Below are 21,845 nucleotides of genomic sequence, written 5' to 3' on the forward strand. Positions count from 1 at the left end.
CTCCACGGGGCCGCACGCCGCCCGCACGGCCGTCACCACCGGCCCAAGCAAGGGCCGCAGGGCATGCGAGAGGGCCCGGATCCGTCGAGCGGATCCGGGCCCTTCGTCGTACGTCCCTCGGGGTCAGCCGAGCCGGGACTCCGCCCGGCGCGCCCGGACGTCCCCGACCTTCTGGCCGACCTTGCGCCGGATCACCAGCAGCGGGGCCATCGCGGCGAGCGCGATCTGGCCGTAGGCGCCGATGTGCAGCAGGTAGTCGCCGCCCTTCAGGCCGGTCGCCCAGGCCGCCAGGCAGCCGATCGAGAGCACGATCCAGCAGAGCGTCGCGGTGGCCAGCAGCCCCTGCGGCTTCGGGTACTCGATCCGGCTCATCATCAGGTACGCGGTACCGGCGATGGCGAGCAGACCGGGCAGGAACGGCGGGTCGAGCAGCACGATGGCGATCACCGTCATGGCGCCCATCGGGCAGGGCATGCCCTGGAACACCCCGGGTCGCATCTTCACGGCGGAGAACCGCGCCAGCCGCAGCACCACGGACAGCAGCACCGTCAGCGCGATCAGCGCCGAGAGACGGCTGTCGGAGCCCGGCGAGACCATGCCCCAGACCGCGACGAAGTAGGCCGGCGCGATGCCGAAGCTGATCAGGTCGGCCAGGTTGTCGAGTTCGGCCCCGAGGGCGGAGGAGCGCAGCTTGCGCGCCACCAGTCCGTCGAAGAGGTCGCACATCGAGCCGATCAGCAGCAGCGTCACCGCGGTGGCGGCGCTGTGCTTGTCCGGCGCGGCGTCCGGGTTGGTGATGTGCGGGACGAGGACCCCGGTGGTGATCGAGTAGATCGCCAGGAAGCCGCAGACGGCGTTCCCCAGGGTCAGGAAGTCGGCGGTGGACAGGTGCTGGGGAGAGCGCGGGGCGCGCAGCTCGCGGTCGCGCGCCCAACGGCGGCGGCGCAGGGCCGTCTCCTCGTCGTCCAGGCCGACGATCGTCTCAGGTTCAGTCACGGTCAAGGCGCGTCACCCCGGCTGTGGTCTTCTGGCCGACCTCGACGCCGACCTCGACGCCGGCCGGCAGGTAGGTGTCGACCCGGGACCCGAAGCGGATCAGACCGATCCGATCGCCCTGCTCGACCTTGGTACCGGCGTCGACGTACGGCACGATGCGGCGGGCCACGGCCCCCGCGATCTGCACCATCTCGATGTCGCCGAGCTCGGTGTCGAAGTGCCAGACGACCCGCTCGTTCTGGTCGCTGTCCTTGTTGAACGCGGGCACGAAACCACCCGCGACGTGCTCGACGGAGGTCACGGTGCCGGGCAGGGGCGCCCGGTTGACGTGGACGTTGAGCGGGCTCATGAAGATCGCCACCCGGGTGCGGCCGTCCGGCCAGGCGTCGATGCTCTGCACCACGCCGTCGGCGGGGGAGATCACTCTGCCCGTGCCGATCTCACGCTCGGGGTCGCGGAAGAACCACAGCATGCCGGCGCTGAGCGCACAGGCGGGCACCGCCGCCAGGGCCCACGCGCCATTGCGCCGGGTGAGGGCGGTGGTCACGGCTGCCGTGGCGAGGGTGGGGACGAACCAGGGGGTGGCTCCGCGCGCGATGGTCACGCGGGGTCGCCGGCCGGCCGTCGTGGCGGCGAGGGCATCGCTGTCCGTGACGGAGGTGTGAGGGGACGGGCTGATGGGCATCGAAGACCTTTGTCGCGGGGGATCATGGCCGCTGGACGGGGGCCACCGCGGGGATCGAGTAATAAAGGGACGGCGTCTGTCCCGGTGGATGCTATCGGGACCACACGGTGGGTGGGCAACCCGCCTGCTCGGTCATGTGTCCTGCGTGCGGCGCAGCTGCGCCTTCTGTGTATACGACCGTAGCTCGACCCGCTCCGGTTCCCAAGGGTCCGGGCAGGGCTGGTGACTCTTGTCTCAACAGGCATGCCCGGGGAACCCCGGGCCGTCGGCGCAGGGGCGCGCGCGGGGTGCGCCGAAGCGGCCGCAGGGCGCGTGACAGCAGCTGTACGCCCTACGGCCGCTTCGGGAGCCGTGCCGGACCCCAGGCGGACCAGGCCGGGGTCGTGGTGGCACGGCGGGGTGCCGGGACGGGCCCGCACGCCCGTCGACCGGCCGTCACCGGGCCGTCAACCCGCCGGGCGGAGCGTCACCGCGCCGCCCGGGCGAGTCTTCGTGCTGGTCGTCCTCACTCCGCGATGCGGTACTCCTCCAGCAGACGACGTCCGACGATCATCTTCTGGATCTCCGCAGTACCTTCACCGATGAGCAGCATCGGAGCCTCGCGGTAGAGGCGCTCGATCTCGTACTCCTTGGAGAAGCCGTAGCCGCCGTGGATGCGGAAGGCGTCCTCGACGACCTCCTTGCAGTACTCGGAGGCGAGGTACTTGGCCATGCCGGCCTCAAGGTCGTTGCGCTCGCCGCTGTCCTTCTTGCGGGCGGCCATCACCATCATCTGGTGGGCGGCCTCGACCTTGGTGGCCATCTCGGCGAGCTTGAACTGGATCGCCTGGTGCTCGGCGATCTTCTTGCCGAAGGTGGAGCGCTGCTGGGCGTAGGAGATGCCCAGCTCGAAGGCGCGGCGGGCGACGCCGCAGCCGCGCGCGGCCACGTTGACGCGGCCGACCTCGACGCCGTCCATCATCTGGTAGAAGCCCTTGCCCGGGGCGCCGCCGAGGACGCGGTCGGCCGGGACGCGGACGTCCTGGAGGATCAGCTCGGTGGTGTCGACGCCCTTGTAGCCCATCTTCTCGATCTTGCCGGGCACGGTGAGCCCGGGGACGGTCGGGTTCGGGCCGAAGCCCGCCGTCTTCTCGATCAGGAAGGTGGTCATGTTCTTGTACGGGGAGCTGCCGCCCTCGTCGGTCTTGCAGAGCACCGCGACCAGGGTGGACGTGCCGCCGTTGGTGAGCCACATCTTCTGGCCGTTGAGGACGTAGGAGTCCCCGTCCCTGACGCCCTTGGTGGAGATCGCGGAGACGTCGGAGCCGAGGCCCGGCTCGGACATCGAGAAGGCGCCGCGGATCTCGCCGGCGGCCATCTTCGGCAGGAAGTAGTCCTTCTGCTCCTGGGTGCCGTGCGCGTTGATCATGTGGGCCACGATGAAGTGGGTGTTCACGATGCCGGAGACGGACATCCAGCCGCGTGCGATCTCCTCCACCACCAGGGCGTAGGTGAGGAGCGATTCGCCGAGGCCGCCGTACTCCTCGGGAATGGTGAGGCCGAAGAGGCCGAGCTGCTTCATCCCCTCCACGATGGCGGTGGGGTACTCGTCCTTGTGCTCCAGCTCGGTCGCGACCGGAATGATCTCCTTGTCGACGAAATCCCGCACGGTGGCGAGGATGTCCCGCTGGATCTCGGTGAGGCCGTCGGTCTGTGCGAGGCGTCCCATCGTGCGGCTCCTGTGGCGAAAGAGGGAGAGGGTGGGGGGAGGGCAGAACAGCGGGGGGGGGGGATTTTCCGGGGGCCCTGCCGGCGTGGCTGCGGCAGCAGGGCCCCCGGTACCGGGGTGGGGATCGGCCGATGACGGCGGCCTACCCGTCCGGGGCTCCTGGGTGGTACGGCTCTGGACGGGCTAGGACAGCGGAGTCGGGCGGCCGGGCTGCTCGCCGCCGCGCTCCTTGATGTAGGTCGCCGTCGGCACCATCACCTTGCGGCGGAAGATGCAGACGACCGTGCCGTCCTGCTTGTAGCCCTTGGTCTCGACGTACACGATGCCGCGGTCGTCCTTGGACTTGGACGGCCACTTGTCGAGCACGGTGGTCTCGCCGTACAGGGTGTCGCCGTGGAAGGTCGGCGCGATGTGGCGCAGCGACTCGATCTCCAGATTGGCGATCGCCTTGCCGGAGACGTCCGGGACGGACATTCCGAGCAGCAGCGAGTAGATGTAGTTGCCGACCACGACGTTCTTGCCGAAGTCGGTCGTCCGCTCCGCGTAGTTGGTGTCCATGTGGAGCGGGTGGTGGTTCATGGTGAGCAGACAGAAGAGGTGGTCGTCGTACTCGGTGACCGTCTTGCCGGGCCAGTGCTTGTAGACAGCGCCGACCTCGAACTCCTCGTAGGTGCGTCCGAACTGCATCTCAATGGTCCTTAGGAGGTCAGGAGGGGTCAGGCCTGCGGGGGCTCGAACTTGGAGGTGCGCTCGAACCCGGCGGCGCGGCCCTTGCCCGCGATGACCAGGGCCATCTTGCGGCTGGCCTCGTCGATCATCTCGTCGCCGAGCATCGCGGAGCCCTTGGCACCGCCCGCCTCGGAGGTGCACCAGTCGTAGGCGTCGAGGATCAGCTCGGCGTGGTCGTAGTCCTCCTGCGAGGGCGAGAAGATCTCGTTCGCGGCGGAGACCTGGTCCGGGTGGAGCACCCACTTGCCGTCGAAGCCGAGCGCGGCGGCGCGGCCGGCCACCTCGCGGTAGCCCTCCTGGTTGCGGATCTGCAGGTAGGGGCCGTCGATGGCCTGCAGGTCGTTGGCGCGGGCGGCCATCAGGATGCGCATCAGGATGTAGTGGTAGGCGTCGGCCGGGTAGCCCGCCGGCTGCTCGCCGACCACCAGGGACTTCATGTTGATCGAGGCCATGAAGTCGGCCGGGCCGAAGATGATCGTCTCCAGGCGCGGGGAGGACTCGGCGATCGCGTCGACGTTGATCAGGCCCTTGGCGTTCTCGATCTGCGCCTCGATGCCGATCTTGCCGACCTCGAAGCCCATGGTCTTCTCGATCTGGGTGAGCAGCAGGTCGAGCGCCCGGACCTGCTCGGCGTCCTGGACCTTCGGCAGCATGATGCAGTCGAGGTTGGGGCCGGCGCCCTCGACGACCGTGATCACGTCGCGGTACGTCCAGTGGGTGGTCCAGTCGTTGACGCGGACGACTTTGGTCTTCTTGCCCCAGTCACCGTTGTTCAGCGCGTCGACGATGTTGTGCCGGGCGCTCTCCTTGACCAGCGGGGCGCAGGCGTCCTCCAGGTCGAGGAAGACCTGGTCGGCCGGGAGGCCCTGGGCCTTCTCCAGGAAGCGCGGGTTGCTGCCCGGTACGGCGAGGCAGGAGCGGCGGGGGCGGAGCCGGTTGACGGGGGTGTCGCTGGCGTTGCTCATGAGGGGTGGTCAGTTCCTTCCACGATCAGCTGGTGGACGCGGCGGTGGTGGGCGTCCACGGCTGGAGCCTGTTGGCCAGCCGGATCTCGTCCACGATCCGGCCGATGATGGTGGTGATGCCGAAGTCCTTCGGGGTGAACACGGCGGCGACGCCGGCGGCCTTGAGGGCCTCGCCGTCCGCTGCCGGGATGATGCCACCCACGATCACCGGGACATCCTCCACCCCGGCCCGGCGGAGCCGGTGCAGGACGTCGGGCACCAGCTCGGAGTGCGCCCCCGAGAGGATCGACAGGCCCACGCAGTGCACGTCCTCCGCGACGGCGGCCGAGACGATCTGCTCGGGCGTCAGCCGGATGCCCTGGTAGACCACCTCGAACCCGGCGTCACGGGCCCGGACGGCTATCTGCTCGGCGCCGTTGGAGTGTCCGTCCAGGCCGGGCTTGCCGACCAGCAGGCGCAGCTTGCCGACGCCGAGCTCGGCGGCGGTGGCGGCGACCGCCTCGCGGACCGCGGCCAGCTCGCCGCCGGGCTCGGCGGCCACCGCGACCGGGGCGCCGCCGACGCCGGTGGGCGCGCGGTACTCGCCGAAGACCTCGCGAAGGGCGAAGGCCCACTCGCCGGTGGTGACCCCGGCGCGGGCGCAGGCGAGCGTCGCCTCCATCAGGTTGACGTCGGTGCCGGCGACGGCCTTGAGCTCCTCCAGTGCCTGCTGGGCGGCGGCCTCGTCGCGCTTGCCGCGCCACTCCTCCAGTGCGGCCAGCACGGACTGCTCGGAGGCCGGGTCGACCACCATGATCGCGGTGTCGAGGTCGGCCGTGAGCGGGCTCTCCTCGGTGGTGTCGAAGCAGTTGACCCCGATGATCTTGTCCTCGCCGGACTCGATCCGGGCCCGCCGGGCGGCGTGCGAGGCGACCAGGTTGGACTTCAGGTAGCCGGACTCGACGGCCGGGATGATGCCCCGGTTGCCCGCCTTGACGCCCATCTCCAGCACCTTGGCGATCTCGGCCTCGGCGCCGGCCAGCAGCTCGGCGGTCTTGGTCTCGATCACCTCGGAGCCGTTGAAGAGGTCCCCGTACTCCAGCAGGTCGGACTCGTAGGCGAGCACCTGCTGGATCCGCAGCGACCACTGCTGGTCCCACGGGCGGGGCAGGCCGAGCGCCTCGTTCCAGGCGGGCAGCTGGACGGCCCGGGCCCGGGCGTCCTTGGAGAGCGTGACGGCGAGCATCTCCAGCACGATCCGCTGGACGTTGTTCTCCGGCTGCGCCTCGGTCAGGCCCAGCGAGTTGACCTGGACGCCGTAGCGGAAGCGGCGCTGCTTGGCGTCCTGGATGCCGTAGCGCTCCAGCGTGACCTTCTCCCAGAGCTGGGCGAAGGCGCGCATCTTGCACATCTCCTCGACGAAGCGCACGCCGGCGTTGACGAAGAAGGAGATCCGGGCGACCACCTCGCCCATCCGCTCGGCCGGCACCTGGCCGGAGTCGCGCACCGCGTCCAGCACCGAGATCGCGGTGCACATCGCGTAGGCGATCTCCTGGACCGGGGTGGCGCCGGCCTCCTGCAGGTGGTAGCTGCAGATGTTGATCGGGTTCCACTTGGGGATGTTGCCGACGGTGTAGGCGATCATGTCGGTGATCAGCCGGACCGAGGGCCCGGGCGGGAAGACGTGCGTCCCGCGCGAGAGGTACTCCTTGACGATGTCGTTCTGGGTGGTGCCGGTGAGCTTGGCGATGTCGGCGCCCTGCTCCTCCGCGACCACCTGGTAGAGCGCCAGCAGCCACATCGCGGTGGCGTTGATCGTCATCGAGGTGTTGGTCTGTTCGAGCGGGATGCCCTCGAACAGGGCCCGCATGTCCCCGACGTGGCCCACCGGGACGCCGACCCGGCCGACCTCGCCGCGGGCGAGGACGTGGTCCGAGTCGTAGCCGGTCTGGGTCGGCAGGTCGAAGGCCACCGACAGGCCGGTCTGCCCCTTGGCGAGGTTCTTGCGGTAGAGCGCGTTGGAGTCGCTCGCGGTCGAGTGCCCCGCGTAGGTGCGCATCAGCCAGGGGCGGTCGCGTCCGGCCATCAGATGTTCCGGAAGCGGTTGATGGCGTCGATGTGCTTCGCCCGGAACTCCGCGTCCCGCACGCCCAGGCCCTCCTCCGGCGCCAGGCAGAGCACGCCGACCTTGCCCTGGTGCTTGTTGTGGTGCACGTCGAGGGCGGCCTGGCCGGTGTCCTCCAGCGAGTAGACCTTCGAGAGCGTCGGGTGGATCTTGCCCTTGGCGATCAGGCGGTTGGCCTCGAACGCCTCGCGGTAGTTGGCGAAGTGCGAGCCGACGATGCGCTTGAGCGACATCCACAGGTAGCGGTTGTCGTACTGGTGCATGAAGCCCGAGGTGGAGGCACAGGTGACGATGGTGCCGCCCTTGCGGGTGACGTAGACCGAGGCGCCGAAGGTCTCGCGGCCCGGGTGCTCGAAGACGATGTCCACGTCCTCGCCGCCGGTGAACTCGCGGATCTTCGCGCCGAGCCGCTTCCACTCGCGCGGGTCCTGGTTGTGCTCGTCCTTCCAGAACTTGTACCCCTCGGCGGAGCGGTCGATGATCGCCTCGGCGCCCATCGCCCGGCAGATCTCGGCCTTCTGGTCGTTGGAGACCACGCAGATCGGGTTGGCGCCACCGGCCAGCGCGTACTGGGTGGCGTACGAGCCGAGGCCGCCGCTGGCGCCCCAGATCAGCACGTTGTCGCCCTGCTTCATGCCCGCGCCGTTGCGCGAGACCAGCTGGCGGTAGGCGGTGGAGTTGACCAGGCCGGGGGAGGCGGCCTCCTCCCAGGTCAGGTGCTTCGGCTTCGGCAGCAGCTGGTTGGTCTTCACCAGTGCCAGCTGGGCCAGGCCGCCGAAGTTGGTCTCGAAGCCCCAGATCCGCTGCTCCGGGTCCATCATCGTGTCGTTGTGGCCGTCCGGGGACTCCAGCTCGACCGAGAGGCAGTGCGCGACGACCTCGTCGCCCGGCTTCCAGGCGTTGACCCCGGCGCCGGTGCGCAGCACCACGCCCGCGAGGTCGGACCCGAGCACGTGGTACGGCAGGTCGTGGCGCTTGGTCAGCGGGGAGAGCCGGCCGTAGCGCTCCAGGAAGCCGAAGGTGGAGACCGGCTCGTAGATCGAGCTCCACACGGTGTTGTAGTTCACGGCGCTGGCCATGACGGCGACCAGAGCCTCGCCCGGGCCCAGCTCGGGCAGGGCGACCTCGTCGAGGTGGAGGGACTTGCGGGGGTCCTTGTCGCGGCTGTCGAGGCCGGCGAACATCTGCTCCTCGTCCTTGTGGAGCGTGACCGCCCGGTAGGACTCCGGCAGCTTGAGCGCGGCGAAGTCCGCCGCGGTGCTGTCGGAGTTGAGGATCGCGTCGAGGATTTCCTTCATGGCTGCCTCCGAAGGCGTACCTGTGTGAGGGGCACAGGGCGTCTGGGGGAGCCGGGAGCGGACACCGGCTTCGCTGAGATGGGTGGTTGGGTGGTCTGGCGGGTGGCCTGGCTGGGACCGTGCGGTGGATCTGCGGTGGACCTTGCTGGGCACAGCTCCCGGGGTGTGGGAGCGCCGGACGACGGCGCGCCGTGGTGGGGAGCCGCGGCGCCGCGACTGGTGGGTAACAAGGTAGTGGCACCCTGTGCCACTCGTAAAGACACCGGGTGTCATCAATTCAGGTGAATCAAATCCGCGTTCGAGCGCCCGCCGGCGGGTGCGCGAAGGGCCCGCACCGGATCGTCGGTACGGGCCCTTCGAACTGCTCTGACCTGCGGAAACGCTAGCTCTCAGGCGTGCCTGGCACTGCTCAGCGCGGCCCTGATGCTGTCCACCACGACGTCCAGCGGAGCGTCGGTCCGGGCCACTGTGATGAGTACCTCACCTCCGGGGCTGGCACTCAGTGCGCTCGCGGCCGCCTCCTCCAGGGGGGTCACACTGGCACCGGGTGCCACCAGGGACCCCCGCCGTCTCACCCCCGGCGCCGCGGAGGCCCAGAAGGTCCGCCGGATCACCTCGAAGGAGTGGTCCAGCTGCGCCTCCACGTCGCCCCGCCCACCGGCCCTCAGCCAGCGCCGCAGCACGTGGTTGTGGGCCGCGACGACCGCCGCCGCCGACACCTCGGCCAGCATCGAGTCGTCCTCGCCGGCCCGCTGCCAGCCCGAGGGGATCTCGCCCCCGGTGTCGAACCGGCCCAGCAGGTAGCGGGTGAACAGCCGCTCGTACCGGGCCACCACGGCGATCTCCCGCTCGCGCAGCGCCGGCACCTGACGGATCAGCTGGTACCGGGCGACCGAGACCGCCGGGGTGGAGGCGTACATCCGCAGCACCTCCTTGATACCGCGGCAGACCACGTCCAGCGGGTGCTCGTCGGACTCGGCGCTGGCCAGCAGGTCGGCCACCCGGACGAGGGTGTCGTCGTGGTCCGGGAAGATCGCCTCCTCCTTGGACCGGAAGTACCGGAAGAAGGTCCGCCGGGCCACGCCGGCGGCCGCGGCGATCTGGTCGACCGTGGTCTCCTCGTAGCCCTGCGAGGCGAAGAGCTCCATCGCCGCCGTGGCCAGGTCCTGACGCATCTGCTGGCGCTGCGCGGCCGCCCGGCGGTTGCCGGGATTCCCCTCGGCGCCGGTCCCGGACGGCCGGTCGGCGCCGCGCGGTCCGGCGGAGTGCTGCGGGGAGGCTGACTGAACCCGATCCATGCCCGGAACGCTACACGCCCCCGGCACCGGCGCCGCGGGCCTTCCCCGTCGTACCGGGGCGACCGGTCCGGTCACGGCCGGTCTCGGCCAGCGCGCCGACACCGCCCCGGGGCTCCAGCCGGTGCGCGGCGACCCGTACCCGGGCTGCCCCGGCAGGAGCGGTGCCGGGCCCGTCCCGGTGGGGCCCGCGCCCAGCGGCGCGGCGCCCCCGACCGACGGCGTGGTCACCGGCGCGCGTGGTCGCGGAACCCGCGGCCGGTCTTGCGGCCCAGGCAGCCGGCCGCCACCAGGTGCTCCAGCAGCGGCGCCGCCGCCAGGCCCGGCTCGCGGAACTCCTGGTGCAGCACCTGCTCGATGGTCAGCGAGACGTCCAGGCCGACCACGTCCAGCAGCTCGAAGGGGCCCATCGGGTAGCCGCAGCCGAGCTTCATCGCGGTGTCGATGTCGTCCACCGTCGCGTAGTGCTCCTGCAGCATCCGCACGGCGTCGTTCAGGTACGGGAAGAGCAGCGCGTTCACGATGAACCCGGCCCGGTCGCCGCACTCCACCGGGTGCTTGCGCACCTTGGCGCAGATCTCCAGCGCCGTCGCGGTGACGTCCGGCGCGGTCAGCACGGTGGAGACCACCTCGACCAGCTTCATGGCCGGCGCGGGGTTGAAGAAGTGCAGGCCGATCACGTCCTGCGGCCGCGAGGTGGCCGCCGCGCAGCTGATCACCGGCAGCGAGGAGGTGGTGGTGGCGAGCACCGCGCCCGGCTTGACGATCTTGTCCAGGGTGGCGAACAGCTCGCGCTTGACCGCGAGGTCCTCGGCCACCGCCTCGACCACCAGGTCGACGTCGGCCAGCTCGGTGTACTGCCCGACCGGCGTCACCAGGGCCAGCGCCGCGTCGCGCTGCTCCTCGGAGAGCCGGCCCTTGGCCACCGAGCGCTCCAGCGACCTGGCCAGCTGCGCCTTGGCGCGCTCGGCCTTCTCCTGGCTGCGGGCGGCCAGCAGCACCGGGTACCCGGCCTTGGCGAACACCTCGACGATGCCGGTGGCCATCGTGCCGGAGCCGCAGACACCGACCCGGCGCACCTCCCGGCCGGGCGCCTTCGCCGCGGTGGCCCCGGTGGCGGCGCCGACCACCTTGGACGAGCCGGGCGCCTCGTAGGTGTAGAAGCCCCGGCCGGACTTGCGGCCCAGCAGTCCGGCGGAGACCAGCTGGCCGAGGATCGGCGCGGGTGCGTGCAGCCGGTCCCGGGACTGCTCGTACATGGCCTCCAGGACGGTCCGCGCGGTGTCCACGCCGATCAGGTCGAGCAGCGCCAGCGGTCCCATCGGCAGCCCGCAGCCGAGCCGCATCGCGGCGTCGATGTCCTCGCGGGTGGCGTACTTGGACTCGAACATCGCGGCGGCCTGGTTCAGGTACGCGAAGAGCAGCCCGTTCACCACGAAGCCGGCGCGGTCGCCCGCCGCCACCGGCTCCTTGCCGAGGTCGCGGGCGAACGCCGCGGCGTCCTCGGCGACCTGCGGGGCGGTCAGCACGGTGCGGACCACCTCGACCAGCTTCATGGTGTGCACCGGGTTGAAGAAGTGCAGGCCCAGCACGCGCTCCGGGCGCGCGGTGGCGGCGGCGATCCGGGTCACCGACAGCGCGGTGGTGCCGGTGGCCAGGACCGTCGCGGGCGGGCAGATCCGGTCCAGCTCGGCGAAGAGCTCCCGCTTCAGCTCCAGCTGCTCGGGGACCTCCTCGATCACCAGGTCCGCCGGGGCGGCGGCGTCGAGCGCGTGGCCGACCGAGATCCGCGCGAGCAGCGCGGCCCGGTCCTCGGCGGTGATCCGCTCGCGGGCGACGGCGTGCGCGGTGGCCTCCTCGATCCGGGCCAGGGCCCGGGCGGCGGAGTCCTCGGTGGCCTCGATGCCGATCACTCGGCGGCCGCTCTGCGCGACCGCCACCGCGACACCGGCACCCATCGTGCCGAGGCCGACCACGGCGACCGTGGGGAAGGGACGCTCCATCTGTCCTGACTCCTTGTCATAAGGGCCCGCGCGCGCTCCGGCGGACGCGCCGCCGGAGGAGGGTCCGCGCGCGGGGGCATGGGGAGATGACGGTTGCGGCCCACCGGCGCAGCCGCCGGTCCGCTCCGGCCGTGCTGCGGGTGTGCCGTGGTACTCAGGCGCTCGGGGTGAAGGAAGCGGCTCTGATACGAGGCGAGAATCCGGCCCGCCGCGACCCGCGGCTACGACCGGTGAAGACGCACCGCCCGCCGCCGGACCGTTCCGCGCGATCACGCGCCGGCCGGCGACCCCGTCGGTGCGGCTCCCGAAGCCCGACGGTGGTGCGTGCGGACACTGTAGCGAAGCTACTCGCCAGTAGGAAGGGGGCGGGCGCCACCGGATTCCCGGCCGCCCCGGGTCGCCGCCGGCCCGCGCCCGGGGCGGCCGGGTCCCGGGATCCGCGGCGGCCCGGTGTGCGGCCCGGGGTGCGACCCGCAGGAGTGAACGGGTGGACAGGCGTCCGCCGGAACCACCCGATAGGGGAATTCCCCCTGGTCGGCGGGCACGACAGCATGGCCGCATGAGCACCGGAGCCGTCTCCTCCGCCGGCCTCGCCGACCCGTCCGAGCCCACCCGGGGCGCGGCTCCCGCCGCCGCGTCCCGGCCCGCCGCCGCGCCCGACCCGTCCGCGGGCCCGGCGGCCGCCGTCGCCCTGCCGCCGCGGGCCGAGCGCGGCGAGCGGGCGCAGGCGGCCGTCGAGCGGCTGCGCCCGGCGGGGGTCGAGGCGGTCGCCGTCACCTGGGTGGACAACGCGGGCATCGCCCGGGTCAAGGCCGTCCCGCTGGACGGGCTGGTGCACGCCGCCGAGTGGGGTGTCGGCACGGCGCCCTGCTTCGACGTCTTCCTGGCCGACGACTCGATCGTCACCAGCCGGTCGGTCGGCGGGCCCACCGGCGACCTCCGGCTCTACCCGGACCTCGACCGGGTGGTCCCGCTGGCCGCCCAGCCCGGCTGGGCCTGGGCCCCGGGTGAGCGGTACACCCAGTCCGGCGCCCCGCACCCGGGCTGCCAGCGGCTGTTCGCCCGCCGGATGACGGCCGCCGCCGCCGAGCGCGGGATCACCGTCAAGGCCGGTATCGAGGTCGAGTGGGTGGTCGCGCTCGCCGGGCCGGCACAGGAGGAGCCCCGCTACCCGACCGACGGCCCGGCCTACGGCATGCAGCGCCTGACCGACCTCTGCGACTACCTGCGCGAGGTGCTGCACGCCCTCGGCGCGCAGGGCCTCGCCGTCCTGCAGATCCACCCCGAGTACGCGCCGGGCCAGTTCGAGGTGTCGGTCGCACCGGAGGGGCCGGTCGAGGCCGCCGACACCTCCGTCCTGGTCCGCCAGACCGTCCGCGCCGTCTCCGCCCGGCACGGCCTGCGCGCCTCCTTCGCCCCGGTGGTCGAGGCCGGTTCGGTCGGCAACGGCGGCCACCTCCACCTCAGCCTCTGGCGGGACGGCCGGAACCTCGCCCGCGGCGGAGCCGGCCCGCACGGGCTGACGGCCGAGGCGGAGGGCTTCCTCGCCGGAGTGCTCGGCGCGCTGCCCGAGCTGCTGGTGCTCGGCTCCTCCAGCCCGGCCGGGTACCTGCGGCTGGTGCCCTCGCACTGGGCCGGCGCCTACCAGTGCTGGGGCCTGGAGAACCGGGAGGCGGCGCTGCGGCTGGTGACGGGCTCCACCGGGGAGCGCGCCACCGCGGCCAACGCCGAGATCAAGTGCTTCGACGCCACCGCCAACCCGTACCTGGCGATCGGCGGGGTGCTCGCCACCGGTCTCGCCGGGCTGGCGCAACGGCTCGCGCTCCCGCCCGAGTTCACCGGCGACCCGGCCGAGGCCGCGCCCGGCACGGTGCCCCGGCTCCCGGCGGGTCCGGGTGACGCGCTCGCGGCCTACCAGCAGTCGGCGGTGCTCCGCGAGGCGCTCGGCGAGCCGTTGTACGAGGCGGTGCTGGCCGTCCGCCGCGGCGAGAGCGAGCGCCACGCCTCGGCCACCCCGGAGCAACTGGTCGCGGCCACCCGCTGGCGGTACTGACCGGTGCGCTCGCTGGAGGTGCCGGCGCTGGTCGACCACCACTGCCACGGCGTGGTGGTGGCCGACCTCGCCGACGGCGCGCTGGCCGGGCTGCTCACCGAGTCCGACCGCCCGCCCGCGCCCGGCACCACGCCGTTCGACAGCGCCCTCGGCCTGGCCGTGCGGCGCTGGTGCCCGCCCGCGCTGGGGCTGCCCGTGCACGCCCCCGCCGCCGACTACCTGGCCCGGCGGGCGGAGCTGGGCGCCGCCGAGGCCACCCGGCGGCTGCTGGCGGCCGCCGGGCTGGACACCTGCCTGGTGGACACCGGCCTGGCCGAGGCGGCCGGCCACCCGCTGCTCCCGCTCGGCGAGTTCGCCGAGGCGGCCGGCGCCCGGGTGCGCGAGGTGGTCCGGCTGGAGTCCGTCGCCGAGACGGTCTCGACGTCGGCCGGGGCCTGGCCGGCCCTCGTCCGCGAGGCGCTGGCCGCCTCGGCGGCCGGCGCGGTGGCGGTCAAGTCGGTGGTGGCCTACCGGCACGGCCTGGCGGTACCGGCCGAGCGCCCCGCCCCGGCGGCGGTGGTGGCGGCCGCCGGGGAGTGGCTGCGCGCCGGGCGCGGCCGGCTGAGCCACCCCGTGCTTCTGCACCACCTGCTCTGGACGGCCCTCGACGTCTGCGCCGAGCTCGGCCTGCCGCTCCAACTGCACACCGGGTTCGGCGATCCGGACCTCACCCTGCACCGGGCCGACCCGTCGCTGCTGACCGACTTCGTCCGGGCCGCCGAGCCGAGCGGCGTTCCGCTGGTGCTCCTGCACGGATATCCCTACCACCGGCAGGCGGCCTGGCTGGCCCAGGCCTTCCCGCTGGTGTACACCGACCTCGGGCTGACGGCCTCCTACGTCGGGCCCCGGGTGGCCGCCGTACTCGGCGAGATGCTGGAGCTGGCGCCGTTCGGCAAGCTGCTCTTCTCCACCGACGCCTACGGATTGCCGGAGCTTTACCTGGTGGGCGCCGCCCAGTTCCGGCACGGCCTGGGCACCCTGCTGGACGGCTGGCGCGCGGACGGCGCCTGCTCGGCGGCCGACGGCCGCCACCTCGCCCGGCAGGTCGCGGCGGACAACGCCCGTCGCCTGTACCGGCTCTGAGCGGCGGGCGGGCGCGGTAGCGGTCCGGGCCGGCCGGCCGGTGGAGCGTCCGGCCCTGGTCGGCGCGGTGCGGGCGCCCCGGCGGCGGCCCCTGACCGGGTGCGCCGAGCGGCCCCGGTGGCCCGGGAATTGTGGATCGTCTACGCCCCGGTGAGGGAAAGCGCGCGCGGGCCGGATATTCACCGTATGGATTGACACCGGGTCGGATCGGCCGGAGCCACACCCCTCGGAAGTGGCCGAACGGTGTCGATTAGATGACTACCTCTTGCGGATTACAACGCATGTTCACTAGCGTCCCGATCATTCCACTGCACCTGCCATCCGCAGCTGCACGACGACTCGGGAGGGCCAACCCCTATGAGTGTTCCTCGGATCAGCCGGACCCGGTACGCCGCAGTGGGCGTCGCCCTCGCCGCGGCCAGTGCCCTGGCACTGCCCGCCGGGACCGCCGTCGCCGCCTCCGGGGCCGAGCCGACCACCGGGCCGCTGCTGAGCTACGTCGTCAACACCCAGGCCAACCACGGCCAGGTGCAGAAGGTCGAGAAGGCCGTCACGACCCTCGGCGGCACCGTGGTGTACTCGTACGAGCAGATCGGCGTGGTGATCGCCCGCTCGACCGACACCCAGTTCGCCGCCAAGCTGCGGAAGGCGAAGGGGGTCCAGTCGGTCGGCACCAGCCGCACCAAGGGCATCACGGCCGCCGAGACGCAGAAGGCCGAGGTCGCCGCCGAGCCGGTCACCGCCGCCGCGGCCGGCCAGGAGCCCTACTGGGCCAACCAGTGGGACATGCGTCAGATCGGCGTGGACAAGGCCCACAAGCTCTCCCTGGGCAGCCGCAACGTGACCGTCGGCGTGCTGGACTCCGGCATCGACGGGACCCACGAGGACCTCGCCGCCAACGTCGACGCCTCGCAGTCGGTCTCCTGCATCGACGGCGGCAAGCCGAACACCGACTGGGCGGCCTGGCAGCCGGGCCCCGACGGCGACCACGGCACCCACGTGGCCGGCACCATAGCCGCGGCCAAGAACGGCAAGGGCATCGAGGGCATAGCCCCGAATGTCAAGCTGGCCGCCGTCAAGGTCGTCGACGACGGCGGGTTCATCTACCCGGAGTACGCGATCTGCGGCTTCGTCTGGGCCGGTGAGCACAAGTTCAAGGTGACCAACAACAGCTACTACGTCGACCCGTGGATGTTCAACTGCCAGAACGACGCGGACCAGGCGGCGATCACCACCGCCGTGCGCCGCGCGGTCGAGTTCTCGCAGCGCAAGGGCGTCCTCAACGTGGCCGCGGCGGGCAACGAGAACATCGACCTCGCCCACAAGACCGTGGACGTCAGCAGCCCGGACGACACCACCCCGGGCACCCGCCCGATCACCCAGGACTGCCTCAACCTGCCGACCGAGCTGGACGGCGTGGTCTCGGTCTCCTCGGTGGGCGTCAACGGTGACAAGTCGTACTACTCCAGCTACGGCAAGGACAAGGTGACCGTCGCCGCCCCCGGTGGCGACCGGCTCTACCAGATCCCGGACACCCCGGACAAGAACGGCCGCACCCTCTCCACCATCCCCGGCGGCCGCTACGGCTACATGCAGGGCACCTCGATGGCCTCCCCGCACGCGGCCGGCGTCCTGGCGCTGCTCGCCAGCACCTTCCCGTGGGCGAGCCCGGAGGAGCTGACCGAGCTGCTGACCAACCAGGCCGAGTCGCACGCCTGCCCCTCGGGCCCGTACAACCCGGGCGGCACCGGCAGGTGGGCGGCCACCTGCGAGGGCGGCGCGGACGACAACGGTTTCTACGGCGCGGGCATCATCAACGCCGAGAAGGCGGTCCAGTGGTGGCGCTGACGCGCTGACCGCACGGTAGGCGCCGACGGCCCGAGCGGCCGACGCTGATCGAACCAAGGGGTGGGGAGCGGGACTTCGGTCCCGCTCCCCACCCCTCACGGGTAGCGGGGGCGCCCCGGCCCTCACTCGAAGTGGTGGTCCCAGACCGTCTCGACCGCCGGCTTGCCGTGCAGGTCCGGCACCTCCTGGAGCCAGGCGGGCCGGCCGGCCCGGCTGGCGGCGGCCCGCCGGCGCTCGGCCTCGCGCACCTGCTCGGGCGTGGCGAAGCCGTCCGGCAGCCAGTCGCGGGAGCGCGCCGCACGGGCGGCGAGGTGGGTGACGTAGGCGTGCCGCACCGCCGCCACCGAGTCGAAGCCGGGCTCGTCGGCCAGCCACGCGTCGGGGACGAGCCCCACGACCTCCTCCAGCAGCGCAGGGGTGACCAGCGGCCCGAGCTCGTCGTCGGCCAGCGCGACGTCGGGGGCGTAGCCGCCGAGGGCGTGGGCGCTCAGGTCGTAGCGCTTGCCCACCGAGCCCGCGGCGGCGGACCAGCGGTGGTGGAAGACCAGCGCGGCGCCGTTGTCGATCAGCCAGAGCTTGCCGTGCCAGACCATCAGATTGGGGTTGTGCACGCTGCGGTCGACATTGCCGGTGAGCGCGTCCAGCCAGACCACCCGGCCGGCCTCGGCCGGCCCGACGGGGATCATGCCGGGCCTGAAGTCGCGGGCGCCGGGCAGCAGGTCCATCCCGAGGTTGAGTCCGCGGCTCGCCCGGAGGATGTCCTGGACCTCCGGGTCGGGCTCGGCGTCGGCGACCGCCGGGTCGAAGTCGACCAGCCGGAGTTCCGGCACCGGCAGGCCGAGCCGCCGGGCCAGTTCACCGACGATCACCTCGGCCACCAGGGCCTTGCGGCCCTGCGCGGCACCGATGAACTTGACCACGTAGGTGCCGAGGTCGTCGGTCTCCACGACGCCGGGGACGGAGCCGCCGGCCCGCAGCGGATCGACGTAGCGCACTGCTGTCACCTGATCGAGCACATCCGTCACCCTAACCCGTGCGCCTTCCGGGCCCGACCCGTTCAGCGGCTTTCCAGCGCCACCTCGCGCGCGTCCGCGAGCGCCTGCCGGACGGCGGCGGGGATGTCGGTGACCGGGAAGGCCACCCGGCGCACCACCCGGGCGCGGTCCAGCACGAGCACCGCCCGCTTCAGCCGCAGGCCCTGGCCGACGTGGAAGGTGGGCAGTCGCAGGGCGGCCGCCAGCCGGACGTCCAGGTCGGACAGGAGGGGGAAGGGGATCTCCTCCGCCGCCGCGAAATCCCGCTGTTCGTCGGGCCGTTGGGTGGATACCCCGCGCAGCGCCAGACCGGCCGCGCGGAACTCGGGGTACGCCTCGCGGAAGAGCCGGTTCTCCAGCGTGCAGCCGACCGCGCCGGGGATGTCGCCCCAGCCCGGCGGCAGTGGCCCGGGGCGGCCGGTGGCCGGGTAGCAGAACAGCACGGTGGCGCCGGCCGCCGGATCGACCGGGTCCAGCTCGCCGCCGGTGTGCGCGGGCAGGGTGAGCGCCGGCAGCCGGGTGCCGGGCAGCGCCGCCAGCCGGGCGGCCTCCGCGCTGTCGGGCGCGGCCGAGCCGGAGAGCGCACCGTCGCCGAGCAGCCAGCGGTCCGCCCAGTCCTGCATCGCGACCAGGACCGGCAGCAGCGCCCGGCCGGCCTCGGTGAGCCGGTACTCGTGGCGCACCGGGGCGCTCTGGTACGGCACCCGGACCAGCACGCCTGCCTCGGTCAGGTGGCCGAGCCGCTCGGTGAGGACCTTCCGGGAGATGCCCAGCTCGTGCTGGAGCTCGTCGAAGCGCAGCAGGCCGCGCGCCGACTCGCGGACGATCAGGATGCTCCACCAGTCGCCGATCACGGCCGCCGACTGGGCGATCGCGCAGGTGGCGTCCCGCGCGGGTACCTCTTTGAGCACCGTCGCTCCTCTCACGTCCAGGACGGTCCATCCTCGCACCCCCTTGCGAGTTCCGAAAGGGAACTTGTAAGTTCCTGATGAAAACTCATGCGGAACGAGTGCGCCTGAGGACGAACGAGAAGGAATGGGGGGAGCAGATGTCCGTCGCCTGGGCGACGCTGCGCCGCACCTGGACGATGACCTTCCGGGCCTACCCGTGGTCCTACGCCGTCGGCTGTCTGCTGATCGGCGTCTTCACCCTCGGCCTGTCCTACCTGGGCCTGCACGCCATCGGCGGCGGCTCGGTGGCCGAGGACTTCACCGCCCGCACCGGAGGCGCCGACTACCTCGGCTACATCGCGATCGGCGCGGCCGGCTACATGTTCACCGTCCGGATGCTGCTCTGGAGCAGCAAGGCGCTGATCACCGAGCAGCGCCAGGGCACCCTGGGCGCGCTGCTGATCGCCCCCGCCGGGCGGCTGCCCTACCTGCTCGGCTTCACCGGGTTCGCGCTGCTCAACACCGCCGTCGAGGTCGGGCTGCTCGGCGGCTTCGCCGCGGTGCTCGGCGTCACGCTGCCCGCCTGGCACCCGCTCGCCGCCCTCGCCGGGCTGTTCGCGCTCAGCGCCGCCGTCTTCGCCGTCGCGGTGCTGCTCGGCGCGCTGATGATCGTCGCCGGCGAGGCGCACATCTCGCAGAACACCGTCTTCCTCGCCGTCTCGCTGCTCTGCGGCATCACCTTCCCCAACAGCTACCTGCCGGTGCCCGCCCGGTGGCTGGCCGAGCTGCTGCCCGTCACCTCCGCGATGGACGTGCTGCGCGGCGCGCTCGGCCGGGGGCAGCCGCTCACCGAGCTCACCGCGCGGCTGGTGACCTGCCTCGCCCTCAGCCTGGGCTACCTGCTGCTCGGTCTGCGGCTGCTGCCCGCCGCCGAGCGCCGGGCCGCCGAGCGGAGCTTCTGAACCGCCTCCGAACGGAGCCCCCGACGCATGGACCACCCCAACCGGAGCCAGTGACATGATCCGCACCACCGCCCTGCGCAAGACCTTCCGCAGCCGGGAGAAGGGCCTCTTCGGCCCGCGCGCCGTGAAGACCGCCGTCGACGGCCTCGACCTGGAGATCCCGGCCGGCCGGGTCACCGGACTGCTCGGCCTCAACGGCGCGGGCAAGACCTCCACCATCAAGATCCTCGCCACCCTGCTCCGCCCCACCTCCGGCACCGTCACCCTGGACGGCCTCGACCTGGTCGAGCACGCCCGCGAGGCCCGGCGCCGGATCAACCTGATCGCCGGCGGCGAGCGGATGGTCTACGGCAAGCTCACCGGCGCCGAGAACCTCCGCTACTTCGGCCACCTCTACGACGTCCCCGGCGCGGTTCTGCGCCCCCGGATCGGCGAACTCCTGGAGCTGGTCGGCCTCACCGGAGCCGCCGACACCCCGGTCGAGCGGTACTCGCGCGGCATGACCCAGCGGCTCTCGATCGCCCGCGGCCTGATCAACGACCCGGCCTACCTGCTGCTCGACGAGCCCACCCTCGGCCTGGACGCGCCGATCGCCCGGGACCTGCGCCGGGTGGTCGCCGCCCTCGCCGCCGAGGGGCGCGGCGTGCTGCTCACCTCGCACTACCTGACCGAGGTCGAGGAGCTGTGCGGGCACGTCTACGTGATCTCCGGCGGGCGCCACCTCGCCGCCGGCAGCCCGGCCGACCTCAAGGCCGCGACCGGCAGCCACCGCAGCGTCCGGGTCACCGTCACCAATCCCTCTCCCGAACTGGAGGCCGCCGTGGCCGACTTCGCGCTCCGCCTCGGTGTCCGCGCCGAGCTCGGGGCCACCGGGCAGGGCGGCCTGCTGGTCACCGTCCGCCATCCCGAGGACGTGGCCGGCCCGCTGGCGGGGGCGATCGTCGCCGCCGGCGGGTCGATCGGCGGGCTGGAGGTCACCGAGGCCACCCTGGAGGACGCCGTCCTGGCGCTCACCGACACCGCCCCGGCGCCCGCCGGCGCCCGCTCGGAGGTGGCCGCGTGACCGGCCCGTCGACCCGGCCGGCGCACCCCGCGCCGCCCTCCGTCGAGCTGCTGCTGCTCGCCGCGGCCGACCGGGGCGCCCGGCCGCCCCACCCCGTCGGCCGCACCCTCCCGCCACCCCGCCCGGGCACCCGTCGCCCGCCCCGCCCGGACGGCGACCGCCTCGCCACCCGGCCGCTGCGGCACGCCGGCAAGGTGTTCGCCGCCGAGGCGCTGAAGCAGCACCGCACGCTCTTCGGCCAGCCGCTGGTGCTCGCCTCGATGCTGGTCTGGCCGGTCCTCCAACTGGCCGCCACCTACTACACGCTGCACCCGATCGCCGCCGGCTCGGCCGCCGCCGCCCGCTGGCCGCTCGCCGCCGACCCGGCCAAGCTGCTCGGCTTCCTCGCGACCGGTGCGCTGGCCTGGGCGTTCTTCTTCTCGCTCGTCCAGTCCGCGTGGAACTTCGCCTACGAGCGCACCACCGGCACGCTGGAGCTGCTCTTCCTCTCGCCCGCCGACCGGCTGGTCCTGATGCTGGCCAACGGCGCCGGCGCACTGCTGCAGAACGCCTGGCTGCTCACCTGCTTCCTGGGCGCCGCCGCCTTCGGCTTCGGCAGCCTGGACGTCGCCGGGCCCTGGGTCTACCCGGTGGTGCTCCTCGCCCTGCTGCTGCCCGCGGTGGCCTGGGGCGCGCTGCTCAACAGCCTGATGGTGTTCTCGCGCGACTCCACCTTCGTCTACACCGTGCTGGACGATCCGATGTGGTTCGTCGCCGGGGTCCGGCTGCCGGTCTTCGCGCTGCCCGGGGTGCTGCGGATGCTCGGCGCGGCGCTGCCGCTGACCGGCAGCCTGGCCGTGGTCCGCGGCGCGCTGCTGGAGCGGGAGGGGTTCGGCGAACTCGCCCCCGGGCTCGGCCGGCTGGCCGTGCTCTGCGTGCTGCTGCTGGCGGGCGCGGCACTGGCGCTGCGCCTCGGCGAGGCGCGGGCGCAGCGGACGGGGGGCCTGCGCCTGTCCTGAGCCCGGCCCGGCGCGCCACGGCCGGCCGGGACGCGGTGCCACCCCGAGCCCCTGCACCGTCCCGGGCCGTGCGCTGTGGTTGGCTAGCCGGT

General features: G+C 72.8%; 17 protein-coding genes. 6 read left to right on the plus strand and 11 right to left on the minus strand.

Annotation, left to right across the window (positions count from 1 at the left end):
- Window positions 1-123: 123 nt before the first annotated feature.
- From ACIF6L_RS22755 to ACIF6L_RS22795, 9 genes are all read right to left on the minus strand, one after another.
- Window positions 124-1,002 carry a CDP-alcohol phosphatidyltransferase family protein gene (locus ACIF6L_RS22755; protein WP_380391186.1) on the minus strand — a complete coding sequence of 293 codons (879 nt, stop codon included), beginning with the start codon at window positions 1,000-1,002 and terminating at the stop codon, window positions 124-126.
- The gene (locus tag ACIF6L_RS22760) at window positions 989-1,681 is read right to left on the minus strand and encodes a phosphatidylserine decarboxylase (RefSeq protein ID WP_329490090.1); all 693 of its coding nucleotides are present in this window, start codon (window positions 1,679-1,681) and stop codon (window positions 989-991) included. The genes ACIF6L_RS22755 and ACIF6L_RS22760 overlap by 14 nt, the downstream gene beginning before the upstream one ends.
- A gap of 505 nt (window positions 1,682-2,186) precedes the next feature.
- Window positions 2,187-3,389 (minus strand): acyl-CoA dehydrogenase family protein, encoded by a 1,203-nt coding sequence (locus ACIF6L_RS22765; protein ID WP_329490091.1) that lies wholly within the window; start codon window positions 3,387-3,389, stop codon window positions 2,187-2,189.
- Between the two features lie 183 nt (window positions 3,390-3,572).
- On the minus strand, window positions 3,573-4,076 hold the full coding sequence (locus ACIF6L_RS22770) for a MaoC family dehydratase (protein ID WP_352288293.1): 504 nt from the start codon (window positions 4,074-4,076) through the stop codon (window positions 3,573-3,575).
- A gap of 29 nt (window positions 4,077-4,105) precedes the next feature.
- Window positions 4,106-5,083 carry a CoA ester lyase gene (locus ACIF6L_RS22775; protein ID WP_329490093.1) on the minus strand — a complete coding sequence of 326 codons (978 nt, stop codon included), beginning with the start codon at window positions 5,081-5,083 and terminating at the stop codon, window positions 4,106-4,108.
- Window positions 5,084-5,108: 25 nt separating this feature from the next.
- The gene (locus tag ACIF6L_RS22780; RefSeq protein ID WP_329490094.1) at window positions 5,109-7,148 is read right to left on the minus strand and encodes a protein meaA; all 2,040 of its coding nucleotides are present in this window, start codon (window positions 7,146-7,148) and stop codon (window positions 5,109-5,111) included.
- Entirely contained in the window at window positions 7,148-8,485 is a 1,338-nt protein-coding gene (gene ccrA / locus ACIF6L_RS22785) for a crotonyl-CoA carboxylase/reductase (RefSeq protein WP_359834559.1), read from the minus strand. Before ccrA ends, ACIF6L_RS22780 begins: the two co-directional genes overlap by 1 nt.
- Window positions 8,486-8,874: 389 nt before the next feature.
- The gene (locus tag ACIF6L_RS22790; RefSeq protein ID WP_396490048.1) at window positions 8,875-9,783 is read right to left on the minus strand and encodes a TetR family transcriptional regulator; all 909 of its coding nucleotides are present in this window, start codon (window positions 9,781-9,783) and stop codon (window positions 8,875-8,877) included.
- A 224-nt stretch (window positions 9,784-10,007) separates the two neighbouring features.
- Window positions 10,008-11,783: a 3-hydroxybutyryl-CoA dehydrogenase gene (locus ACIF6L_RS22795; RefSeq protein WP_359804372.1), complete on the minus strand. Its 1,776-nt coding sequence runs from the start codon at window positions 11,781-11,783 to the stop codon at window positions 10,008-10,010.
- Between the two features lie 559 nt (window positions 11,784-12,342).
- On the opposite strand from ACIF6L_RS22795, the gene ACIF6L_RS22800 reads away from it, so the two are divergent.
- The 3 genes from ACIF6L_RS22800 (at window position 12,343) to ACIF6L_RS22810 (ending at window position 16,806) form a co-directional block, all read left to right on the plus strand.
- A complete protein-coding gene (locus ACIF6L_RS22800) occupies window positions 12,343-13,836 on the plus strand; it encodes a glutamine synthetase (RefSeq protein ID WP_396490049.1) in 1,494 nt (497 codons plus the stop codon).
- Between the two features lie 3 nt (window positions 13,837-13,839).
- The gene (locus ACIF6L_RS22805; RefSeq protein WP_396490051.1) at window positions 13,840-14,958 is read left to right on the plus strand and encodes an amidohydrolase family protein; all 1,119 of its coding nucleotides are present in this window, start codon (window positions 13,840-13,842) and stop codon (window positions 14,956-14,958) included.
- A 357-nt stretch (window positions 14,959-15,315) separates the two neighbouring features.
- Window positions 15,316-16,806 carry a S8 family serine peptidase gene (locus tag ACIF6L_RS22810; RefSeq protein WP_380394050.1) on the plus strand — a complete coding sequence of 497 codons (1,491 nt, stop codon included), beginning with the start codon at window positions 15,316-15,318 and terminating at the stop codon, window positions 16,804-16,806.
- 122 nt (window positions 16,807-16,928) lie between these two features.
- Here the strand turns inward: ACIF6L_RS22810 and ACIF6L_RS22815 are convergent, their stop codons facing one another.
- Together ACIF6L_RS22815 and ACIF6L_RS22820 are read right to left on the minus strand one after the other, a co-directional pair.
- Complete coding sequence (locus ACIF6L_RS22815) at window positions 16,929-17,822, minus strand: HipA family kinase (protein ID WP_396490053.1); 894 nt, start codon at window positions 17,820-17,822, stop codon at window positions 16,929-16,931.
- Between the two features lie 41 nt (window positions 17,823-17,863).
- On the minus strand, window positions 17,864-18,751 hold the full coding sequence (locus ACIF6L_RS22820; RefSeq protein ID WP_396490055.1) for a winged helix-turn-helix transcriptional regulator: 888 nt from the start codon (window positions 18,749-18,751) through the stop codon (window positions 17,864-17,866).
- A gap of 137 nt (window positions 18,752-18,888) precedes the next feature.
- Between ACIF6L_RS22820 and ACIF6L_RS22825 the strand changes: the two genes are divergently transcribed.
- From ACIF6L_RS22825 to ACIF6L_RS22835, 3 genes are read left to right on the plus strand one after another with little or no spacing between them, the layout of a single operon-like run.
- Window positions 18,889-19,692 (plus strand): ABC transporter permease, encoded by an 804-nt coding sequence (locus ACIF6L_RS22825; RefSeq protein WP_396490057.1) that lies wholly within the window; start codon window positions 18,889-18,891, stop codon window positions 19,690-19,692.
- Window positions 19,693-19,747: 55 nt separating this feature from the next.
- The gene (locus ACIF6L_RS22830; protein ID WP_396490059.1) at window positions 19,748-20,755 is read left to right on the plus strand and encodes an ABC transporter ATP-binding protein; all 1,008 of its coding nucleotides are present in this window, start codon (window positions 19,748-19,750) and stop codon (window positions 20,753-20,755) included.
- Window positions 20,752-21,753: an ABC transporter permease gene (locus ACIF6L_RS22835; protein WP_396490061.1), complete on the plus strand. Its 1,002-nt coding sequence runs from the start codon at window positions 20,752-20,754 to the stop codon at window positions 21,751-21,753. The genes ACIF6L_RS22830 and ACIF6L_RS22835 overlap by 4 nt, the downstream gene beginning before the upstream one ends.
- Window positions 21,754-21,845: the final 92 nt, after the last annotated feature.

The organism is Kitasatospora sp. NPDC086009 (assembly GCF_044540385.1).
GTDB lineage: Bacteria > Actinomycetota > Actinomycetes > Streptomycetales > Streptomycetaceae > Kitasatospora.